We start from the raw sequence: 16,344 nt of genomic DNA, 5'->3' as shown, positions 1-16,344 counted from the left end.
ATTGAGATATTGATACGTCAATTAATTGGTGGCTGGTAAATCATTTTTCAATTTTCCCCACTTTTTCATTTGACAACCATCGAATTGATCTGGTAATCTCACACTTGTCTCTTCTCTGTTCCGGCCCCGTTGTACAAAGGTGGATGCCTGCGGCAACGGGGTTTTTTTACGCACTCAACAATGAAATAGATTTAGACGCTTCGTGTGGGATGAATTATTTTTCGTTAGCTTTCATGATATTCTGAGCTTCTTGAGCACTAGCACCAAAGTTTTGAATCGCTTTCATAAAAGTAGGTTCACCCATCGAAGCAAGGCCTGCTTTCATCGCAGTTTGGCTCAACGTTTTGCCAATTTCATCAAACTTGGGTTTGAATTTTTCTTCGAGATATTTTTCATCGTCCTTTGTGATCTTCAGATCTTTATTTTTTTCTGCTAATGCCTTAATTTGCTGGCCAAGTTGATCCAATTTGGATGCTGCTGCCTTGGCAGAATCCTTGTCTTTCACTGAAGCAAGTGTGTCGTTGAACTGTTGAAGTATTGACAGCATTTCTTCAACAACTTTCTCTGCTTTGGCTCGATTGGAGCAACCGCTTGCTGTCAGCAGTAATACACCAACGAATGTAATTCCGATCAACTTCTGCATAACATTTCCTTTAAAAATAAACAACTGCCAAACACTGGCAAAATACAGTATATCTTTCGAATGTCTGAATGGTAGAATGTTGTTACCTTTCCCCTACTGGAGTAAGCAAATTGGCTTTCAATTGGTACAAGTATTTTCAAACCGTTTTGATTTTTTCGTTGGCAACATTGTCCTTTGCTGAAGAGCGAAATCTGCCACGTCCCAATGTAGTGTTTATTCTGACCGATGATGCTCGGTGGGATACCATTGGTATTTCTGGCGGAAATCCGCACCTGAAGACTCCCAACATTGATCGGTTGGGAAAAGAAGGTGTTTATTTTCCCAATGCATTTTGCACGACTTCGTTGTGTTCCCCTAGCCGTGCATCGATACTCAGCGGATTGTATGCCCACTCTCATGGTGTGGTAAATAACTTCACTGAATATCCAAAAAACCTGCAAAGTTTCCCGCTGATGTTGCAGCAGGCCGGGTATCAGACTGCCTACATTGGCAAGTGGCACATGGGCGAAGAGAACGACGACAAACGCCCCGGTTTCGATCACTTTGTTACCCACCGTGGGCAGGGAAAATATTTCGATACCGAATTTCGAGTCAATGGTGGGGAGCGCAAAGTGGTACCCGGTTACTACACCCACGTGGTGACGGAAATGGCCACAGACTGGCTGCAAAACGCAGCCCAACAAAAGAAACCCTTTCTCTTAATGGTAGGGCACAAGGCACCGCACAGTTTTTACTATCCTGAAAAGAAATACGAACACTCATTTGATCGTGTGAAGATTCCATATCCGGATTCTGCTTTTCAATTGAAAGACAAACCCGATTGGTTCCAGAAACGGCTCGATACCTGGCACGGGATTTACGGCCCACTGTTTTCGTATCGCAAGAAGTTTCCGGACCGTTCCCCGGAAGCTGTCAAAGATTTTGAAGCGATGACGCGGGCATACTGGGGCACCATTCAATCGGTTGATGATAGTGTGGGGGTGCTTTACGAGAAATTGGATAAACTGGGCGTTCTGGATAATACGGTTTTTATCTACACCACTGATAATGGCCTGTTAAATGGTGAGCACGGCATGGTGGATAAACGCACGGCCCACGAACCAAGTATTCGGTTGCCTCTGGTGGTGCGCTATCCCAGGTTAGTTCCGGTAAATCAGCCAAAAGTATTGAAGCAGCAAGTACTTACGCTCGATTTTGCTCCAACAATTCTGGAGTTATGTCAGGCGAAACCACTTCAGAATATCCACGGAATGTCTTGGGTACCATTGCTTCGCGGAGAAAAGGATGCGTTCCGCACCGCCTGGTACTATGAGTACAACTACGAAAAACAGTTTCCCTACACACCTAACGTACGTGCGATTCGTACCGATCGTTATAAGTACATTCGCTATCCCCACGGTGATGGCACAGCCGATAAGCACATGGCGGAATTGTACGATTTGCAGAATGATCCCACTGAATCGAAAAACCTGATTCGAAGTGCCGAACATGCCACGTTGGTAAAGGAATTACACAACCAGTTAAATGAGTTGATACAGAAAGCAGGGGCGAACCCAGATAAAATGCCGATTGATGAGGGGATTCGCAGTGGGCTGCCCGATCCCAAAATCCGTTAGTGAACGCCGGGTAACATCATTTCGATCCCACCTCGATAATTCATTTCAGAGACAATTCAATGGTTCAATACTGATATTGCAATTCTGCTCGGAGTGAAAAATTCGTTTTTATCCTCAAATTCTACCATGAATTCAGCCATTGCCTGAATTCTCTTCTGGCAGTGTTTGTTCAAAATTCCTGCGAGACAATAGTTGGACGATTTGGATTATTTTTAGTTGAGTTTTATCGATCAGATACTAGTTTTCAGCATCGGAATTATGCTCGCACTTGCAATTCCGACAGCACCAAAACTTTGGTGCAAAAAACTTACCAAGAGCGGTTCACACCTTGGATTCGTGTTGTGAACCAGGAAATTATGTCCGTTTGTGGAGTCAAACATGTCTTTCCCAGCCGTGGAAAAATCCTCAAAGTTTCGTTTCAGTATTGTTGCCGTCGCGTTAACCCCCCTGGTGCTTGCAGGTGGGGCACTGGCACTACAGGGGCAACTCGATACCCAGGCATTACTGTTGATTGTGGGTGCTGGCAGTGCCGTGATCACAGGAGCCTTATTGTGGGTACTGAGTGCACCGGTCGCCCGCCTGACGAGTGCCGTGGGCCAGTTTCATGGAGCCCGGCAATTTGAATCGCTGCCACTTGAGCGACGCGATGAACTGGGCTTCATTGCTTACACGATCGATCAGTTATCGCAGCAGCTTGCTGCACGCCAGGAGTTGTCCAATCAGGTGCAACAGTGGGTGCAGGAAACCAGCAAAGATATTCCCAACGCACAGGTTTCTGTCGGTAAGCAGCTCAATACCAATAATTCAGAACCCAGTTTGGATGCGGCACTAAACGAATACAATAAAGCCGTTTTTCACGAATTGAACGTAACCCGCCAACGACTGAACCTGACCGCACGCATTTTGAACTCATTGGCAAGTCCGGCAGTTACTATTGATGAAAATGGCATCATTCGGTTGATGAATACATCATGCGAAGAGATGTTCCAGCTTCCACGAATGTCGTGGCAGAAAAAGTCGATTACCGACCTGTTTTCACCCAATCCTGCAGAGATGTCGCTCGTTGAAGATCCGAACGTAAACGTATGTCGAAACAGCGAAGTGATGGAGTGGTTGCAGAGCAACGAAACCAGCACGCTGGCTGCAATTGACCAGGGCAATCGGATCGTCCGACTTTCGAAAGGTACACCATTCCAATACGGCAAAGAAAAATGGTTTCCTGTTTCCGTGCGTGAAATCTCTTCTGAACGTGAATCTCTGGCACAGATGCTGGTGCAGGCACGTGGGGAAATGTTCCGCCAGGTAACTGGACGATGGCTGAATGAGACCCGCTCCACCTTGCAATCTCTGGCACCTGTAGTTCGTGGGGCTCTCGACAGCACGAAAAAATCTGCCGATCGTGCCACCTTGCTGCCAAAAGTAAGTGGTATCTCCCGCATGCTGAACGAGTTAACCAGCACCATCGAAATCATGGATTGGTTTGCCACAGCATTCTGGAGTGAAATCCCAGCACCTGGAAACCGCGAGTTTATTGCTGCAGAAGTGGTGCAGAGTGTTGGTGTCCGATTGGAATCGCGTTTCTTCGCACGCGATAACTCCCTGAAGATTATCAACCAGGGTGGCTGGATGTGCTTCGATGAAGAATGGTTGAAAGTGATGGTGGGTGCGTTATTGATCCATGCCTGCGAATCAGTCAAGAATAGCCAGATTGAAGTTCGAATTGGCAGAGCTCAAGCTGGAACCCGCGATATCGAACCACCGATCGAGTTTACTATTCCTGATGCTGGCCCACTGTTGCAATCGAACGAAATGCAGGATCTGCAATATCCCCTGGGTGGCTTGCGGGCTCCTTCTCTTGATTATTACAGCACCGGTGGCTTCCCACAGGGTCTGATTCTGGTTTCCCGCCTGAGTGAAATTGTCGGCGGGGAATTGAAAATCGAAGAATCTGCTTCGAAGCGACTCCAATTGAAACTGGTGCTGCCGGCATTGCTGCCTGCAGTAATCGAAGAGGCGGAAATGGGCGAGTTTATCGAAGTTGGCCCGATTGATGAACTGTGCGTGGGCTGGAAACTGGCCAAAGTGGATTAAGCAACAGGAAACCAACAAGACTCGTAAGGAGAATACCATATGTCGAATACAAATGCGATCGATAAACCGTCCGAACAAAAATTACAGTTGATCTGGCGTCAGGAAGCTGATTTGAAATCGCTCACACTGCTGAGACGCACTGGTGTCAGCGATGGTCGGATCCGCCGCACCATCGGGATTCAGGAAGGCACCCAGGCCTACAAACATAACCATTATCACGATGAAGAATTTTATCGTGAAAACCATGCAGATGGTACCATTAGCAATCCTTACGGTCAACGGATGATCCGTGTGGGAGAAGACTTCATGGTGGCCATGTTGGGTTCACTCGAAGATGAAGTGGGTAATGCCGCTGCTCGGGAAATTATGTACAAGTGTGGCTATCAGTGGGGTATCCGCGATATGCAACGCTTTGTCGGCCGAATGCAGGCAGAGTTTGAAGCCGAACTGGACCGCATGCGGGTTGATTTTCTGATGGAAAGTTGGTGGTGGCCCCTGACAATCACTGGTTGGGGTACCTGGCGTTACGATTTTCGCCAGAAAGACAAAGGTTTGCTCTTTGTGGAACTTTATGAATCTGCAGTAGCAAAATCGGTGGGCGATGTTGGTGATGTTCTTTGCTACTTTTATGCAGGGCTATTGGCATCAGCTTTCAGTGTCATGGTGAAACGCCCACTTGGTTCAACGGAAATCCAGTGCTATGGCACTGGGGAGGATTTCTGTAAGTTTGTGATTGCCGACCATGACCGTGCTGAAGCTGCTGCTTTCTGGCGCTCTGAAGGAGCCTCAGCGAAAGATATTCTCAAGAAAATCAACAATATGTAACGGTTACCTTGAATTGAAATATAAGGAGTTTCGAATAATGTCCAATACTTTGAATGAGCCATTTCAGGGTGCCTTACGCTTACGCGGCAACCTGTATGGCGGAATGAAATACTTCCGAACAAACGTAGAAACAGGTGCAAGCCACAACGCTGATGGAGACCGTGTCTGTGCTTTGACAGATGATTTTCTGCTCGGTTTCCGGGATGCACTGATGTATGAAGTGGGCCAATCCTATGGCCAGGTCATGAAACAGTGCGGGCGAACATGGGGCAAACAGTTTGCCAATAAGTTCCTGCAAAAGCTTCAGAAAGAGTACAACGAACTGCCTGCTGAACTGGGTATTCGAACGATTGTAACCTGTCTGAGCGATGCATTTACCGCCCATGGATGGGGGCGACTTTCCATTCAGCGGATTGATGAAGACGCTGCCACATTGGTCATCGTGTTGCAGAATTCGATCCTGCCCGATCTGGTGATCGAATCAGATCAGCATGAAGATTTTATCTGGACTGGTTTCTTTGCTGCATTCTGGGGTGTTGTGCTTGGCAAAACACTTGATGCAGTGCAAATCGAATGCGTCACACGGAATGGCCGCTTTAGCCGTTTTGTGGTGGCACCAAAAGAAGATCTGGAAAAGCAAGTTGCATTCGTTCAATCGGAAACTTTTGAAAATGGTCAGGAGGTAGGCTGATGAATACCTGGATGATGGAAATTGTTAAAGATAGTAATGAGCGAATCTTTGCTGATGCAGATTTGCAACAGATGATGTCTTATTATCAGACATTACCAAACCGGTTACGACTGATTGATGAAATGGAGCGAGCAGAGAGCAATCTACCTGCTTCCATATGGAAAAAAATCCAGGGAAATACTGAAGCCTGGGTTACGAAAGATACTGTGAAGGATCTGGTGATCAGTTTACGGCACCTCGGCTTGACTATTCTGGCAAATGATCGAGGCATCGTGCAACATCGCTGGATTGGTCATTTGAATCGAACTCTGGAACTGCACCAATTGTCGAAGTCGGTAATTATCGACATCTATCGGCTGATCGAAGAAGAAGTTTCGCAGAACCTGACGGAGAATCTGCGTGATTTGTTTCATGATGCGATGTCGGACATGATTGACCAGTTGACCAAACCAGAAGTAAATACGATCCATCAGGAAGTTTTAGTAGGGAGCGAATCATGATTTTACCTTTAATTCAGAAACTGGATAATCGCTGGCCCACTCAAAAAGAAAAAGCCGATCTGCAGGCCTATCTTTCAACGACAAAATCCCGTCGCGCGGCTCTCGATGAAATTGTTGCCAATGCGGACACCGTTGCAGACTCTGTCGTGCGTGAGATACGTGCTATGTATCCTCAGTTTTCCAAATTTCATGGCAGTGGCTATGAAAAAGGCAAGCGTGACGTGGCACTGTTAACGAATATTACCGCGAATTGCATGTTCCTTGGTGAATCGGAAACGATCGACCATCAGTTTACCATCTGGTATCGAACGATTCTGAAGTCGGTTCACGTGACGCCTCAGTTTATGGCTGACACACTGCATTCCTGGCAGCGTCATCTGGATACTGCACTCAGTTCAGAAGCCTATTCATTGATGAAGCCTTATATTCATCATTTTATTGATCTTCTGACTGATTTTGCTGTGCCAGCACGACCTGAAGTTGGTGATCGTGTTAGTCAAACTGCCCGGAAAAAGTAAGAGTCGTTTTTGATAAATTTTGTATCTGAACATTATTATTTGATTGAGTATCTACCCCCTCACTAGGATGATTGTTATGACAGTATTAGCAAAATTACGAGCAGCAACTGGTCCTATCCACCAGCAGATTGAAAACCTTAGCTTTACCCAACGGATGGTAGCTGGTGCAATCAGCAAAGATGAATATCTCGATCTGCTGCAACACCTTTATCACGTGCACGTTGCATTCGAGCAACATCTGGATCAGTTACCAGTCGATTTTGTTCACGGGAACATCCAACGCTCCCATCGTGTATGGAGTGATCTACAGTTCCATGGTGTTGATCAACTGCTACCGGTGCACGAAGAGATCAATAGCTGGCTGGTCGAAATGGATCAACTAGCCACGGTCAGTAGTGCCGCATGGGTGGGCGCATTGTACGTATTTGAAGGATCGCGAATGGGCTCACGGATGCTGGTGGGACCACTATGCCAGGCGTTACAATTGCCTCCGGAAATGGGTAATGGCCTGGATTATCATGTGGAAAACATGCATGATCGTGGGCAGACATTCCGACAGTTTATGGCTGCTCTGGATAATTATCCTGCAAAAGAAGAGGTTGCGACGGTCATCGTTGAAGCAGCAGTGAAAACTTTCCAACTGCTATATCAACTGCATCTGGCGATGACGGAAGCTACTGTGGCTGTGTAATTAGTTTTTATTTGTGAAGGACTCTACCAGGCAACATTATCACGCATGAAAAAGATCAGTATTCAACCGATCAACGAAGCTGCGATTGTGCAAACGGGCACAAAATTATTGACCGCACTCGTTTCCAAGGATCTCAACATCCCAATGTCCTGTGGTGGGAAAGGGATCTGTGCCACCTGCCATGTGCGGGTGAAACAAGGTTCTGATAATCTCTCTCCGATGCGGGATCGCGAACGTCGAACCCTGAAAATGGTTGCTGATTCTTGTGCAGAAAGCCGCCTTGCATGCCAGGCGGGAATTTTTGGCGATGATATCGCGGTGGAAGTCCCCGAAGGAATGTATCTGCAACGTTCTGAAGATCTGGTGGCACTACTCGGAACGCCCGCGCCAGAAAATATTCTCCACCCGATCCGTGGGCATATTCTGATTCCGAAAGGAAAGCTGATTACTCGAACGCTTCTAGAGCAATCCCGTAACCTCGACAAAGAACTGGAACAGTTGCGAAAGTTTGAAACCGATACGGGGCATTCCCACCACTCCCACAGTGGGCCGCGTTTTGATTCGACATTACGGAATTCTCATCATTCGACCCAGCACCGCACTGCGCCGATCATCAGCATGATTAAGGCTGCACCGAGCACCCGCTATTCAGACGATTCGCAACGCCATGATACTTCGCAATCTCCATTTGCCACTGCTACCGGTGGGGCGAGTACCCATAGCGACGCCAGGCCACGCACTGGGAAGAATTTTGTTCCGGAACCAGGTGCCACGATCGATAAATACCTGCTGATTGAAAAAATTGGTCAGGGTGGAGTGGGGGTTGTTTATCGGGCACTGCACCAGAAACTCAACTGTCTGGTAGCCATCAAGTTTCTGCGGGATCGCAGCACAGATACGGGGCGACTGCAAAGTTTTTGTGCGGAGGCCAGACTGCTGGCACAAATCAACCATCCAAACATTGTGCGGGTGCTGGACTTTGAAGATTCGCCCGAAATGCCCTATGTCGTCATGGAATACGTTGATGGGGTCAGTGGTGCGGATTTGTTGAAACAGACCAACAAAATCACTCTGGATCGTGCTATCAATCTTGTAGTGAATGTCTCTAGAGGTCTTGCTGGGGTGCAGCACCTCGGCATTGTTCACCGAGATATCAAACCTGCGAATATCCTCCTCGACCGTGAGGGCGGGGTACGCCTGGTCGATTTCGGATTGGCATACCGACCGATCGGGAATTCTGAAAGTGCTGATGGTTATGTGAAGGGAACTCCCGCTTATATGTCGCCGGAACAGATCAAACATGTGAGCAAAATTGATCATCGAGCAGACATTTACTCCCTTGGTGCAACCTTGTTCCATCTGGTAACTGGCCAACCGCCTTTTCATGCTGGCAGTCCGCAGGATATTATGAGAAAACAATTAGATTCGCCGATTCCGTTGGCCCACTTGGTGAATCCTGATTTGCCCGAGTTGCTTTCAAAAATTATCGTGAAGATGATGGAAAAAGATCCATCTCAGCGGTATGCAGAATATGCGGAACTGATTGCGGATTTGAACCAGTTGCAGCCAGAAGCAGTGGGCGTCTAACGACTCAATTCACAGGCAGTTTTTCGAAAATAGATCCCTGTTTACCACCCAGAATCAGAATATCCAGTTTGTAGGAATATTGCAATGAAGTAATATTCTGATTTTTTCGAATCGTTTTTACTGTTTTGCCTTTCGTCAGATTCCAGAACAGAAGATTGTTTTCTTCATCTACAGAAATGAGAGTGTTATCATCTTTGCCCCAGGTCAAGTGGGTTACGTCTGCTTGATGCTCAAACAGTTGTCGAATCTTTTTCCTGCTGGCGGTGTCCCACAGAATAATGGTTTTATCTCTGCTGGCGGTGGCAAACATTTTACCCGAACGGCTGCTGGCAATTTCTGTAATCGCACCTTCATGACCGGAAAGTGATTCCAGTTCTTTCCATGTTTTGGTAGACCAGACTCGAATTTCAGCATCACCATCGACACTGATCAGCAGCTCGCTGTCATGTGGGATATTCAATCCAGCGATGTCATATTCATTTTCATGTGTGAGAATATTTTCACATTTCTGCGTTTTCCGATTCCAAATGCGAATTGCATCATCGCCACTGCCACTAATCAGGTGTTGGCCACCGTTTGCCCATTGAAGTGCGGTGATATTTTCACGATGCCCTCCAACATTAATGGTTTTCTTTGCTTGATAATCCCAGAGAATGATCTTGCCATTCCAGCCACCCACCGCAAGGATTTGTTCTGTTGGGTGAAAGGCCAAAGCGGTTGCACCTTTGCCACCGAGTTTCAGTTGGCCAGCCAGCTTTAGTCCCGGAATGTGCCAGAGAAATACCTGGTCATCATCCCCAGCAGTGGCAATGTAGTTTGGAGAAACGGCAACAGCATTCACCCAGCCACGGTGGGCCTTTTCCATTTTGGGAAGTTCTTCGGACTGAACAGTGAAGGTAGCGGTTACAAGCAGGATGAAACAGAAGTGTCGATTCATGGAACGCCCACCCATTCTAGGGCAGAATATCGAAAGTTATTGTGAATTAGGAACTTACGACTGCCTTGTGGGCTGGGCTTGTGCACTGTTGGCAGTGGTTTTGTAGTTGCCATAGCGTGGGTCTTCTTTGTCCAGGATTTCGACGCTTTCTTTCGCAAGATCGTACCAGGCTCCGTCGCCAAAATCGACCAGAATTTTGCCGGTGCAGTTCACTGTAACCACTCGACCTACCCAATCGGCAAAACGCTGAAGTTCAGGCACGTCCGCACGCACCACGACGCGTAAATCAGTCCATTCTTCTCGAACCTGTTCAATATTATGAAAGGAATTTAACATAGATATTCTCAAATTTATGAATTTTTATTCACATTCGTGGTTGGGGCAGGAAAGTTCAATCGGTGGGCAAATTGAAAAGCCTCGCGTGCACCAAACTCACGATCCATCCCACGATCATGGAATTCTACGGACATGGCACCTGAATATTGAATATCATTGAGAGCCCGGATAAAGGCTTCCCAATCAACGCCCCCACGTCCAGGACAGCGAAACTGCCAGCCACGGTGCGGGTCGCCACTGGGCAGCCCACTGTTTAATAAGCCCGATCGACCATTTAGGGTAATTGCAGTATCCTTCAAATGTACATGGTAAATCCGATCGGCAAATCGATGGATGAAGGCAACAGGATCGAGCCCCTGCCACAGAAAATGACTGGGATCGATAGTAAAGCCAAATTCGGGTCGGCCATGGATTGCATCCAGCAGCCGTTCAGCAGAATAATAATCAAATGCTAATTGTCCTGGGTGTATCTCAAAGGCATAGCAGACACCAATCTCTTTTGCATGATCCAGAATCGGGTTCCAGGTTGCGGCAAACTCGTTGAGTGCATTCACCCACTGTGTTTCGGTGGGGCCCGGATAGCCAGTGATTGCCGACCACATCGGCGAACCGGTAAATCCACTGATCGTGGAGGCTCCGAGTTCTTTTGCAAAGCGGAACCCTACTAATAACTCTTGAATTGCCCGTTGTCGGATGTGTTGTGGCTTCCCTTCGCCCCAGATCCGCTCGCTGACCAATGATTGATGGCGGGAATCGATGGGATCGCCAATCACCTGGCTTAGTTGGTGAAATGACACCACCGGTATCGAAAGCTCGTATTCCGCCAACAGGGCAATAATCGCATCCAGATATTCCCCACCTTCCTCTGCTTCCTGGATGTTGAAGTGGGGATTTCTAGCCGAAAGTTCCAGCCCACCGTAACCCCACTCGTTTACTTTGGATGCAAGTAAATCGAGTGGAAGGTCAAGCCATTGATTCGAAAATAAAGTAATAGGACGAGCCATCCGTGTATCCTTTTCAGCAATTCGTACTGGTTAAGCTACAAAATTGGAAAAGGAAAGCATTGGCTGTGAAAACTGTGGGTGATTGAAAAGGAAGGGCAACTTAAATTAGGAAGCGGCGGGATCTTTGCCATTGATCCAGGGGCCTTCAAGCTTCTGGTATTCGGGTGGAATCACCACGCTACCAGCATCGCCACCTTGCCAGCCAATGATCTGGCTGGGTTTGTCACGCTTTTTACTGCGTGCTTCCAGTTTATCAGCCCAGGAAGAATCTGCCTCTTTGACCTTACGTTGTTCTTTATCCCAATGCAATGCTTTACCAAAACGGTAGCTTTGTACGCCCATGTTCACTGTGGAAAAAGCAGCAGCACCCAGTTCTGGTGTGCACAACGTAGCACGTTTGCGAGATGCAACGCAGGTAAGGAAATCTTCCCACAGTGCGTAGGTGGCATTACCTGTTTTGCCTGTGCGAATTTGTTCGATTGGCTCACCAAAACCTTGTTTCGGTTTTGCAGGACCACCAGAAATACTTTGACCATAAACATCAAAGCCCTGCAGGAAATCGCCCCCACCGACGAACTTGATGGTTCCTAATCGACCGCGGATTACTTCACCGAGCTGGGTATCATTACACATTGTTGCGGAAATGATCACCTGGCAGCCTTCATCGTAGTCAGCCACAACCGTGCCTACGTCTGGAACATCGCGACCATCATATTCAAGATAAATGCCACCACCACCAACTACTCGGCCTGGGAAACGGACGCCCATGGCTGCAATCAGGTGGGTTGTCTGGTGCACGAACAGGTCAGTAAACATGCCACCGCCAAATGGCCAGTAGCAACGCCATTGTGCCCACAAGGCGCGGTCAAAAGGCATATCTTTTTCCGCAGGTCCCAGTTTCTGGCCTGCACATTCAAATTCATGGCCCAGGAACATTTTCCAGTCAATGGTCTTGGGGGTCATGTCTGCTTTCAAAGGATAGTAGCGCCATTGCCCACCGATGTAGTTTCGGTAGTAGCTGGTTTGGCCCTGCATGATATGGCCCAGTTTGCCAGAAGCAATGTAGTCGTGTGCGGCCGTCCACACCGGATCGGCCATCGACTGAACACCCACTGTCATTACCTTGTTATGCTTGACAGCAGCATCGACAACAGCGATTGCCTCTTCAATTGTGCGGGTCATTGGCTTTTCGCAATAGACATCTTTACCCGCTTCAAACGCGTCAATCGTCATCTTGGCGTGCCAATGGTCTGGGCTGGCCACAGTGACAATATCCACATCTTTCTGTTCGAGAATAGTGCGATAGTCTTTCGATACGTGTTTTTTGTCCATCGTGTCGATGCCACAGCGTTTGGCAGTGGGGTATAATCCACGACCTTTGCCGGAGCCCAATTCCTGATCACCGTCCCACACATCGCAAACGGCGACGGGTCGAACAGCTTTTTTCTCTTTTTGCATCTGGAGGATGACATCAACATGCTGTTGACAGCGGCCACCAACTCCCAGAAATCCAACACGGAGAGCTTCGTTGGCACCCAGAACACGGTCGTAACTTGCGGCCGTCATGGCGATCGTGGCACCAGCGACGGTGCTTGTCCGCAGAAAATTGCGGCGATCGATATTGGCATGGTTTTCGGACATGGCGGAACTACCTCCAAATGTTGGTAAGAGAGCCTGGTATAGCCCATTTGGCAACCAGGTGGATTGAGATCGTCTGTTATCTTACACGGTTGTTGCGTAATGGCACAGGAGACGGGGTAGATTTTCCCGCAGTGTAATACTGGTGATGAAATGTGATACGTGAATCAATTAGCCTGAGATTTTACATCACAGGTTGGATTTCATTTGCTTTGCTGTAGCCAGTGCAGTAATACACCCCACCTGGCGGCAGATTGAGTGGCACCAGTTTGAAGGAAACATTACTGAAATATCGCTTGTAAAGTTTACGGTAAATCCAGGGCATATTGGTCAATTGGCGAAAATCGCCTTCAGGTGTGAGCACTTTTGCGGACATCGCAATAATGGAATCCCGCAGTGCAGCAGGAAAAGAGGGGAGTGGGAGGCCGCTGATGACGTGGTCTGCGTGGGAGATTCCGCGTTCTGCCAGAATCTGATCCAGCTTGCAGGCGTCCCCTTCAATAATTTCATGGTTTGGAAACTTGTGCCGCAGCACTTTGCAGAAATCAGGATCAAGTTCCACAATCACCAGGCGGGTGTTCGGGCCAGCTGCTTTCACCAGTTCTCTGGTAATCGGTCCGGTTCCCGCACCTAATTCAACGACGCATTTCGCCTTGTCCCAATTGATCCCCTTGACAATCGATCGGCAAAGAAACCGTGAACTCGGAGAAAATGATGCAATTGAAGTGCCATGGGAGACGAACTTTCTTACCATCAACCACCATTCCGGGCCACGAGTCCCTGCTGGTTTTGTGTTGGTAGGTTTGAGAGAAATCGGGTTATTCGGTGGTGTCATCAGCTTGTTTGCCTGCTTGGTTTATTCATGATTAACTTGACAAAACTGGGGTGGGCTGTGGGGGTTGTTGCCGTGAGAAAATGAACCACGAGTCGGTTAATCAGCCACGGTTTTTCGATCTGCGGTGCATGTCCACACTGTGGAAGTGTGATGGAAAAACCATTCGGTAAATCCTGAGCTGCCCGCTCTCCTTCCATCGGATCAACGATTTTATCTTCCCGCCCACCTATTAATAATGTAGGGCAGTGCATTAATTTCATACTTGGGCGTACGGTATGGTCGTTTGTGCCCTTAACTGTACGAATCAGGCCCATTTTCCAGCGGCGACTTTCGAAACAGCGTTTGTAATATTTCAACAGGTTTGAATCTGCTTTCCGTGGGGTGTAAAACACGCTTTTAATGATTTGATTGTAATCATTTTTGCGGACGCCATCCATAATGGGCAACCGTTCCACGTCACCCATGCCGGATGGACATAACAGAACAACGCGATTGACAAGTTCGGGGTATTTTACTGCAAACTCAATCGCGATTTTGCCACCAAGACTACTGGAAACAATATGGTATGGGGGTGTTTGGGCAAACTGGTGAAGATAGATGTATAGTTGCTCAACCAGGTAATCAACGGTAATTGGTTGATCACTTTTGATCCTTTCCTGCAGAAAGGTACCTTCGTATGCCAGCAAATTTGGAGTATGAATGTCGAAAAATTTGTTCCAAAATCGGACATTCCTGTACCAAGACTCGCTTTGTTCAGCAAGTCCATTCAGTAAAACTAATGAATGCTTTCGTCCGTATTTTTTCGGGCGTACACGTTCCAAAAACTCTTGCCATTTGGACGGCATGTATTGATTCCGACAATTAGAAGAGGAAAAATACCACACCAGTACAGTAGTGTTTTTTACACGTTCTGTGGGCAAGTGCCAATGGAATGCCACAACTTTTTTTCGGAAAGTCCACTACAAGCGGCATGATTTCCCTATCTTATTGGCCTATCAAGAAGAACTTTTCACAGGGAAAGCCGTCAATCCGTTAAAAAATGAAAAATTGATGAAATTCAAAGAAGGTGGCAATAATTACGGTATTGATATGTGACAATATTGCAATAAAGATGCTTAGCGCTGGGTCAGATAATCCTGAATGACACGTCGCACATTTGTGAGATCCTGGTTGCTGGCACTACCACGCCAAAGAACGTTGCCTTTTCTGTTCAGCAAAATTAGTGTGGGGACATATTTTACCTGAAACTGGTCCCGCACTTTCCCTTCGCTGCCATCTGGTTCCAAGTAGACGCGATAGTTCAATTGCTGATACCGTGCGTATTCATCAACGGTCTGGGCACGATCTTTGAAGCGATCCCCTGGTTCCAGTGCCAACGCCACCACTTCCAGTCCGGAATTACCGAAATCGCTCTGTATTTTTTTCATTCCTGGCACTGCTTTCTGGCATGGCACACAACTGGTGCTCCAGAATTCAAGCAGAATCAGCCGAGATTCCGATTTTCGGAAGCTCCAACTGCGGCCAAGTGGGTCAACCAACTGCAGATCCGTAATCTCTTTTGTCAATTCTGTTGCTGAAACTGGTGGTGCGGGTAAGTCTGTTTCCGTGCGGGTCACTGGTGCAGGTGCCCCACGAATATTTAATGTGGGCGGAATTACCCCAGCAACCTCGGCGATATTTTCTGGTCGCCGTGGTGGGGGAGGCAACGGCGGAAGTTCTTGTCTGGAAGGTGGTTGCGGCGTTGCTTTCGCATTGTCATCTCCAAACAATTTATCATTGGTGCGGAACGGACTGTCGTAGCCAATTGGCGGTGGAGGCAATGGGCTAACGGAAGAAACAGCCTTTTTGCTCAACATCAACTTAATGTTGCGGTGCGGCGGTCGCACCTGGACACCACCGGCAAGTTGAGTGCCAAACTGTTCGCGGGCAGCTTCCAGTTCGTAGGTTTTACTGTATTGCAGGTCGGGGATCATAAAGTGCCCCTGATCGTCCGTATCGACGGTCAGGCCACGACTACCGGATTCCGAATCAGCCAGCCGAACGCGGATAGTGGTTCTGCCACGTATGATATCATGCCCGGTTTCATCATAAACATCCCCTTCGAGGATACCACTTTTGACTGTTTTCTGCAGAGAAGATGGGAATTCGCGGTTCGATTCCGGTGGTTCACCAGAACCTTGCCAGAATGGCTGATTGGGTGCACGCCCACCAACATTGTCCTGAACAGCGTTGTTCCTTTCACGCGATAGGGGGGCACAGCCAACATTCAGGACGTTAGCGCACAGCACAGCGAATACAAAATACCGTATCATGGTGATCCCCCAACTCAATCGGGCTTCACAACCTCAGTCTGTGGATAACGATGTCCCACTTGGGTAGTGCAATATTTGCATTCCTGTAACGCTCTCTCCTGTCGTTCATGCAAAAATCCT

General features: G+C 47.8%; 16 protein-coding genes. 8 read left to right on the top strand and 8 right to left on the bottom strand.

The window, feature by feature from the left end; translation table 11 throughout:
- Positions 1-214: 214 nt before the first annotated feature.
- Positions 215-643: a hypothetical protein gene (locus tag R3B84_08580; protein ID MEZ6140612.1), complete on the bottom strand. Its 429-nt coding sequence runs from the start codon at positions 641-643 to the stop codon at positions 215-217.
- A gap of 158 nt (positions 644-801) precedes the next feature.
- On the opposite strand from R3B84_08580, the gene R3B84_08575 reads away from it, so the two are divergent.
- The 8 genes from R3B84_08575 (at position 802) to R3B84_08540 (ending at position 9,162) form a co-directional block, all read left to right on the top strand.
- The gene (locus R3B84_08575) at positions 802-2,259 is read left to right on the top strand and encodes a sulfatase (protein ID MEZ6140611.1); all 1,458 of its coding nucleotides are present in this window, start codon (positions 802-804) and stop codon (positions 2,257-2,259) included.
- Positions 2,260-2,637: 378 nt separating this feature from the next.
- Positions 2,638-4,350, top strand: a complete 1,713-nt coding sequence (locus R3B84_08570) for a PAS domain-containing protein (protein MEZ6140610.1) — start codon at positions 2,638-2,640, stop codon at positions 4,348-4,350.
- Positions 4,351-4,389: 39 nt separating this feature from the next.
- Positions 4,390-5,175 carry a V4R domain-containing protein gene (locus R3B84_08565; GenBank protein ID MEZ6140609.1) on the top strand — a complete coding sequence of 262 codons (786 nt, stop codon included), beginning with the start codon at positions 4,390-4,392 and terminating at the stop codon, positions 5,173-5,175.
- 37 nt (positions 5,176-5,212) lie between these two features.
- Complete coding sequence (locus R3B84_08560; GenBank protein ID MEZ6140608.1) at positions 5,213-5,866, top strand: hypothetical protein; 654 nt, start codon at positions 5,213-5,215, stop codon at positions 5,864-5,866.
- Entirely contained in the window at positions 5,866-6,366 is a 501-nt protein-coding gene (locus R3B84_08555) for a hypothetical protein (GenBank protein MEZ6140607.1), read from the top strand. Before R3B84_08560 ends, R3B84_08555 begins: the two co-directional genes overlap by 1 nt.
- Positions 6,363-6,884 (top strand): hypothetical protein, encoded by a 522-nt coding sequence (locus R3B84_08550; GenBank protein MEZ6140606.1) that lies wholly within the window; start codon positions 6,363-6,365, stop codon positions 6,882-6,884. The genes R3B84_08555 and R3B84_08550 overlap by 4 nt, the downstream gene beginning before the upstream one ends.
- A 76-nt stretch (positions 6,885-6,960) precedes the next feature.
- On the top strand, positions 6,961-7,575 hold the full coding sequence (locus R3B84_08545; protein MEZ6140605.1) for a biliverdin-producing heme oxygenase: 615 nt from the start codon (positions 6,961-6,963) through the stop codon (positions 7,573-7,575).
- Between the two features lie 45 nt (positions 7,576-7,620).
- Complete coding sequence (locus R3B84_08540; GenBank protein ID MEZ6140604.1) at positions 7,621-9,162, top strand: protein kinase; 1,542 nt, start codon at positions 7,621-7,623, stop codon at positions 9,160-9,162.
- 4 nt (positions 9,163-9,166) lie between these two features.
- Here R3B84_08540 and R3B84_08535 read toward each other — a convergent pair whose 3' ends face one another.
- From R3B84_08535 to R3B84_08505, 7 genes are all read right to left on the bottom strand, one after another.
- Positions 9,167-10,099, bottom strand: coding sequence for a WD40 repeat domain-containing protein (locus R3B84_08535; protein MEZ6140603.1), 933 nt, complete (start codon positions 10,097-10,099; stop codon positions 9,167-9,169).
- Between the two features lie 54 nt (positions 10,100-10,153).
- Complete coding sequence (locus R3B84_08530; protein MEZ6140602.1) at positions 10,154-10,435, bottom strand: hypothetical protein; 282 nt, start codon at positions 10,433-10,435, stop codon at positions 10,154-10,156.
- A gap of 14 nt (positions 10,436-10,449) precedes the next feature.
- Positions 10,450-11,439, bottom strand: coding sequence for a sugar phosphate isomerase/epimerase (locus tag R3B84_08525; GenBank protein ID MEZ6140601.1), 990 nt, complete (start codon positions 11,437-11,439; stop codon positions 10,450-10,452).
- A gap of 105 nt (positions 11,440-11,544) precedes the next feature.
- Positions 11,545-13,080 carry a Gfo/Idh/MocA family oxidoreductase gene (locus R3B84_08520; GenBank protein MEZ6140600.1) on the bottom strand — a complete coding sequence of 512 codons (1,536 nt, stop codon included), beginning with the start codon at positions 13,078-13,080 and terminating at the stop codon, positions 11,545-11,547.
- Between the two features lie 181 nt (positions 13,081-13,261).
- Positions 13,262-13,912 (bottom strand): rRNA adenine N-6-methyltransferase family protein, encoded by a 651-nt coding sequence (locus R3B84_08515; protein MEZ6140599.1) that lies wholly within the window; start codon positions 13,910-13,912, stop codon positions 13,262-13,264.
- Positions 13,912-14,757, bottom strand: a complete 846-nt coding sequence (locus R3B84_08510; protein ID MEZ6140598.1) for an alpha/beta hydrolase — start codon at positions 14,755-14,757, stop codon at positions 13,912-13,914. Before R3B84_08510 ends, R3B84_08515 begins: the two co-directional genes overlap by 1 nt.
- Positions 14,758-15,027: 270 nt before the next feature.
- Positions 15,028-16,224 (bottom strand): thioredoxin-like domain-containing protein, encoded by a 1,197-nt coding sequence (locus R3B84_08505; protein MEZ6140597.1) that lies wholly within the window; start codon positions 16,222-16,224, stop codon positions 15,028-15,030.
- Positions 16,225-16,344 lie beyond the last annotated feature (120 nt).

Source organism: Zavarzinella sp., from assembly GCA_041399155.1.
Taxonomy (GTDB): Bacteria; Planctomycetota; Planctomycetia; order Gemmatales; family Gemmataceae; genus JAWKTI01.
The sequence above is the reverse complement of the archived record's forward strand: the minus strand, read 5'-3'. Positions and strand labels throughout refer to the sequence as shown.

Coding starts and splice junctions, on each gene's coding strand:
- R3B84_08540 (MEZ6140604.1), top strand. CDS start 7,621: ATGAAAAAGATCAGTATTCAACCGATCAACGAAGCTGCGATTGTGCAA.
- R3B84_08545 (MEZ6140605.1), top strand. CDS start 6,961: ATGACAGTATTAGCAAAATTACGAGCAGCAACTGGTCCTATCCACCAG.
- R3B84_08565 (MEZ6140609.1), top strand. CDS start 4,390: ATGTCGAATACAAATGCGATCGATAAACCGTCCGAACAAAAATTACAG.
- R3B84_08515 (MEZ6140599.1), bottom strand. CDS start 13,912: ATGACACCACCGAATAACCCGATTTCTCTCAAACCTACCAACACAAAA.
- R3B84_08580 (MEZ6140612.1), bottom strand. CDS start 643: ATGCAGAAGTTGATCGGAATTACATTCGTTGGTGTATTACTGCTGACA.
- R3B84_08530 (MEZ6140602.1), bottom strand. CDS start 10,435: ATGTTAAATTCCTTTCATAATATTGAACAGGTTCGAGAAGAATGGACT.
- R3B84_08560 (MEZ6140608.1), top strand. CDS start 5,213: ATGTCCAATACTTTGAATGAGCCATTTCAGGGTGCCTTACGCTTACGC.
- R3B84_08550 (MEZ6140606.1), top strand. CDS start 6,363: ATGATTTTACCTTTAATTCAGAAACTGGATAATCGCTGGCCCACTCAA.
- R3B84_08535 (MEZ6140603.1), bottom strand. CDS start 10,099: ATGAATCGACACTTCTGTTTCATCCTGCTTGTAACCGCTACCTTCACT.
- R3B84_08520 (MEZ6140600.1), bottom strand. CDS start 13,080: ATGTCCGAAAACCATGCCAATATCGATCGCCGCAATTTTCTGCGGACA.
- R3B84_08570 (MEZ6140610.1), top strand. CDS start 2,638: ATGTCTTTCCCAGCCGTGGAAAAATCCTCAAAGTTTCGTTTCAGTATT.
- R3B84_08555 (MEZ6140607.1), top strand. CDS start 5,866: ATGAATACCTGGATGATGGAAATTGTTAAAGATAGTAATGAGCGAATC.
- R3B84_08510 (MEZ6140598.1), bottom strand. CDS start 14,757: ATGCCGTCCAAATGGCAAGAGTTTTTGGAACGTGTACGCCCGAAAAAA.
- R3B84_08505 (MEZ6140597.1), bottom strand. CDS start 16,224: ATGATACGGTATTTTGTATTCGCTGTGCTGTGCGCTAACGTCCTGAAT.
- R3B84_08525 (MEZ6140601.1), bottom strand. CDS start 11,439: ATGGCTCGTCCTATTACTTTATTTTCGAATCAATGGCTTGACCTTCCA.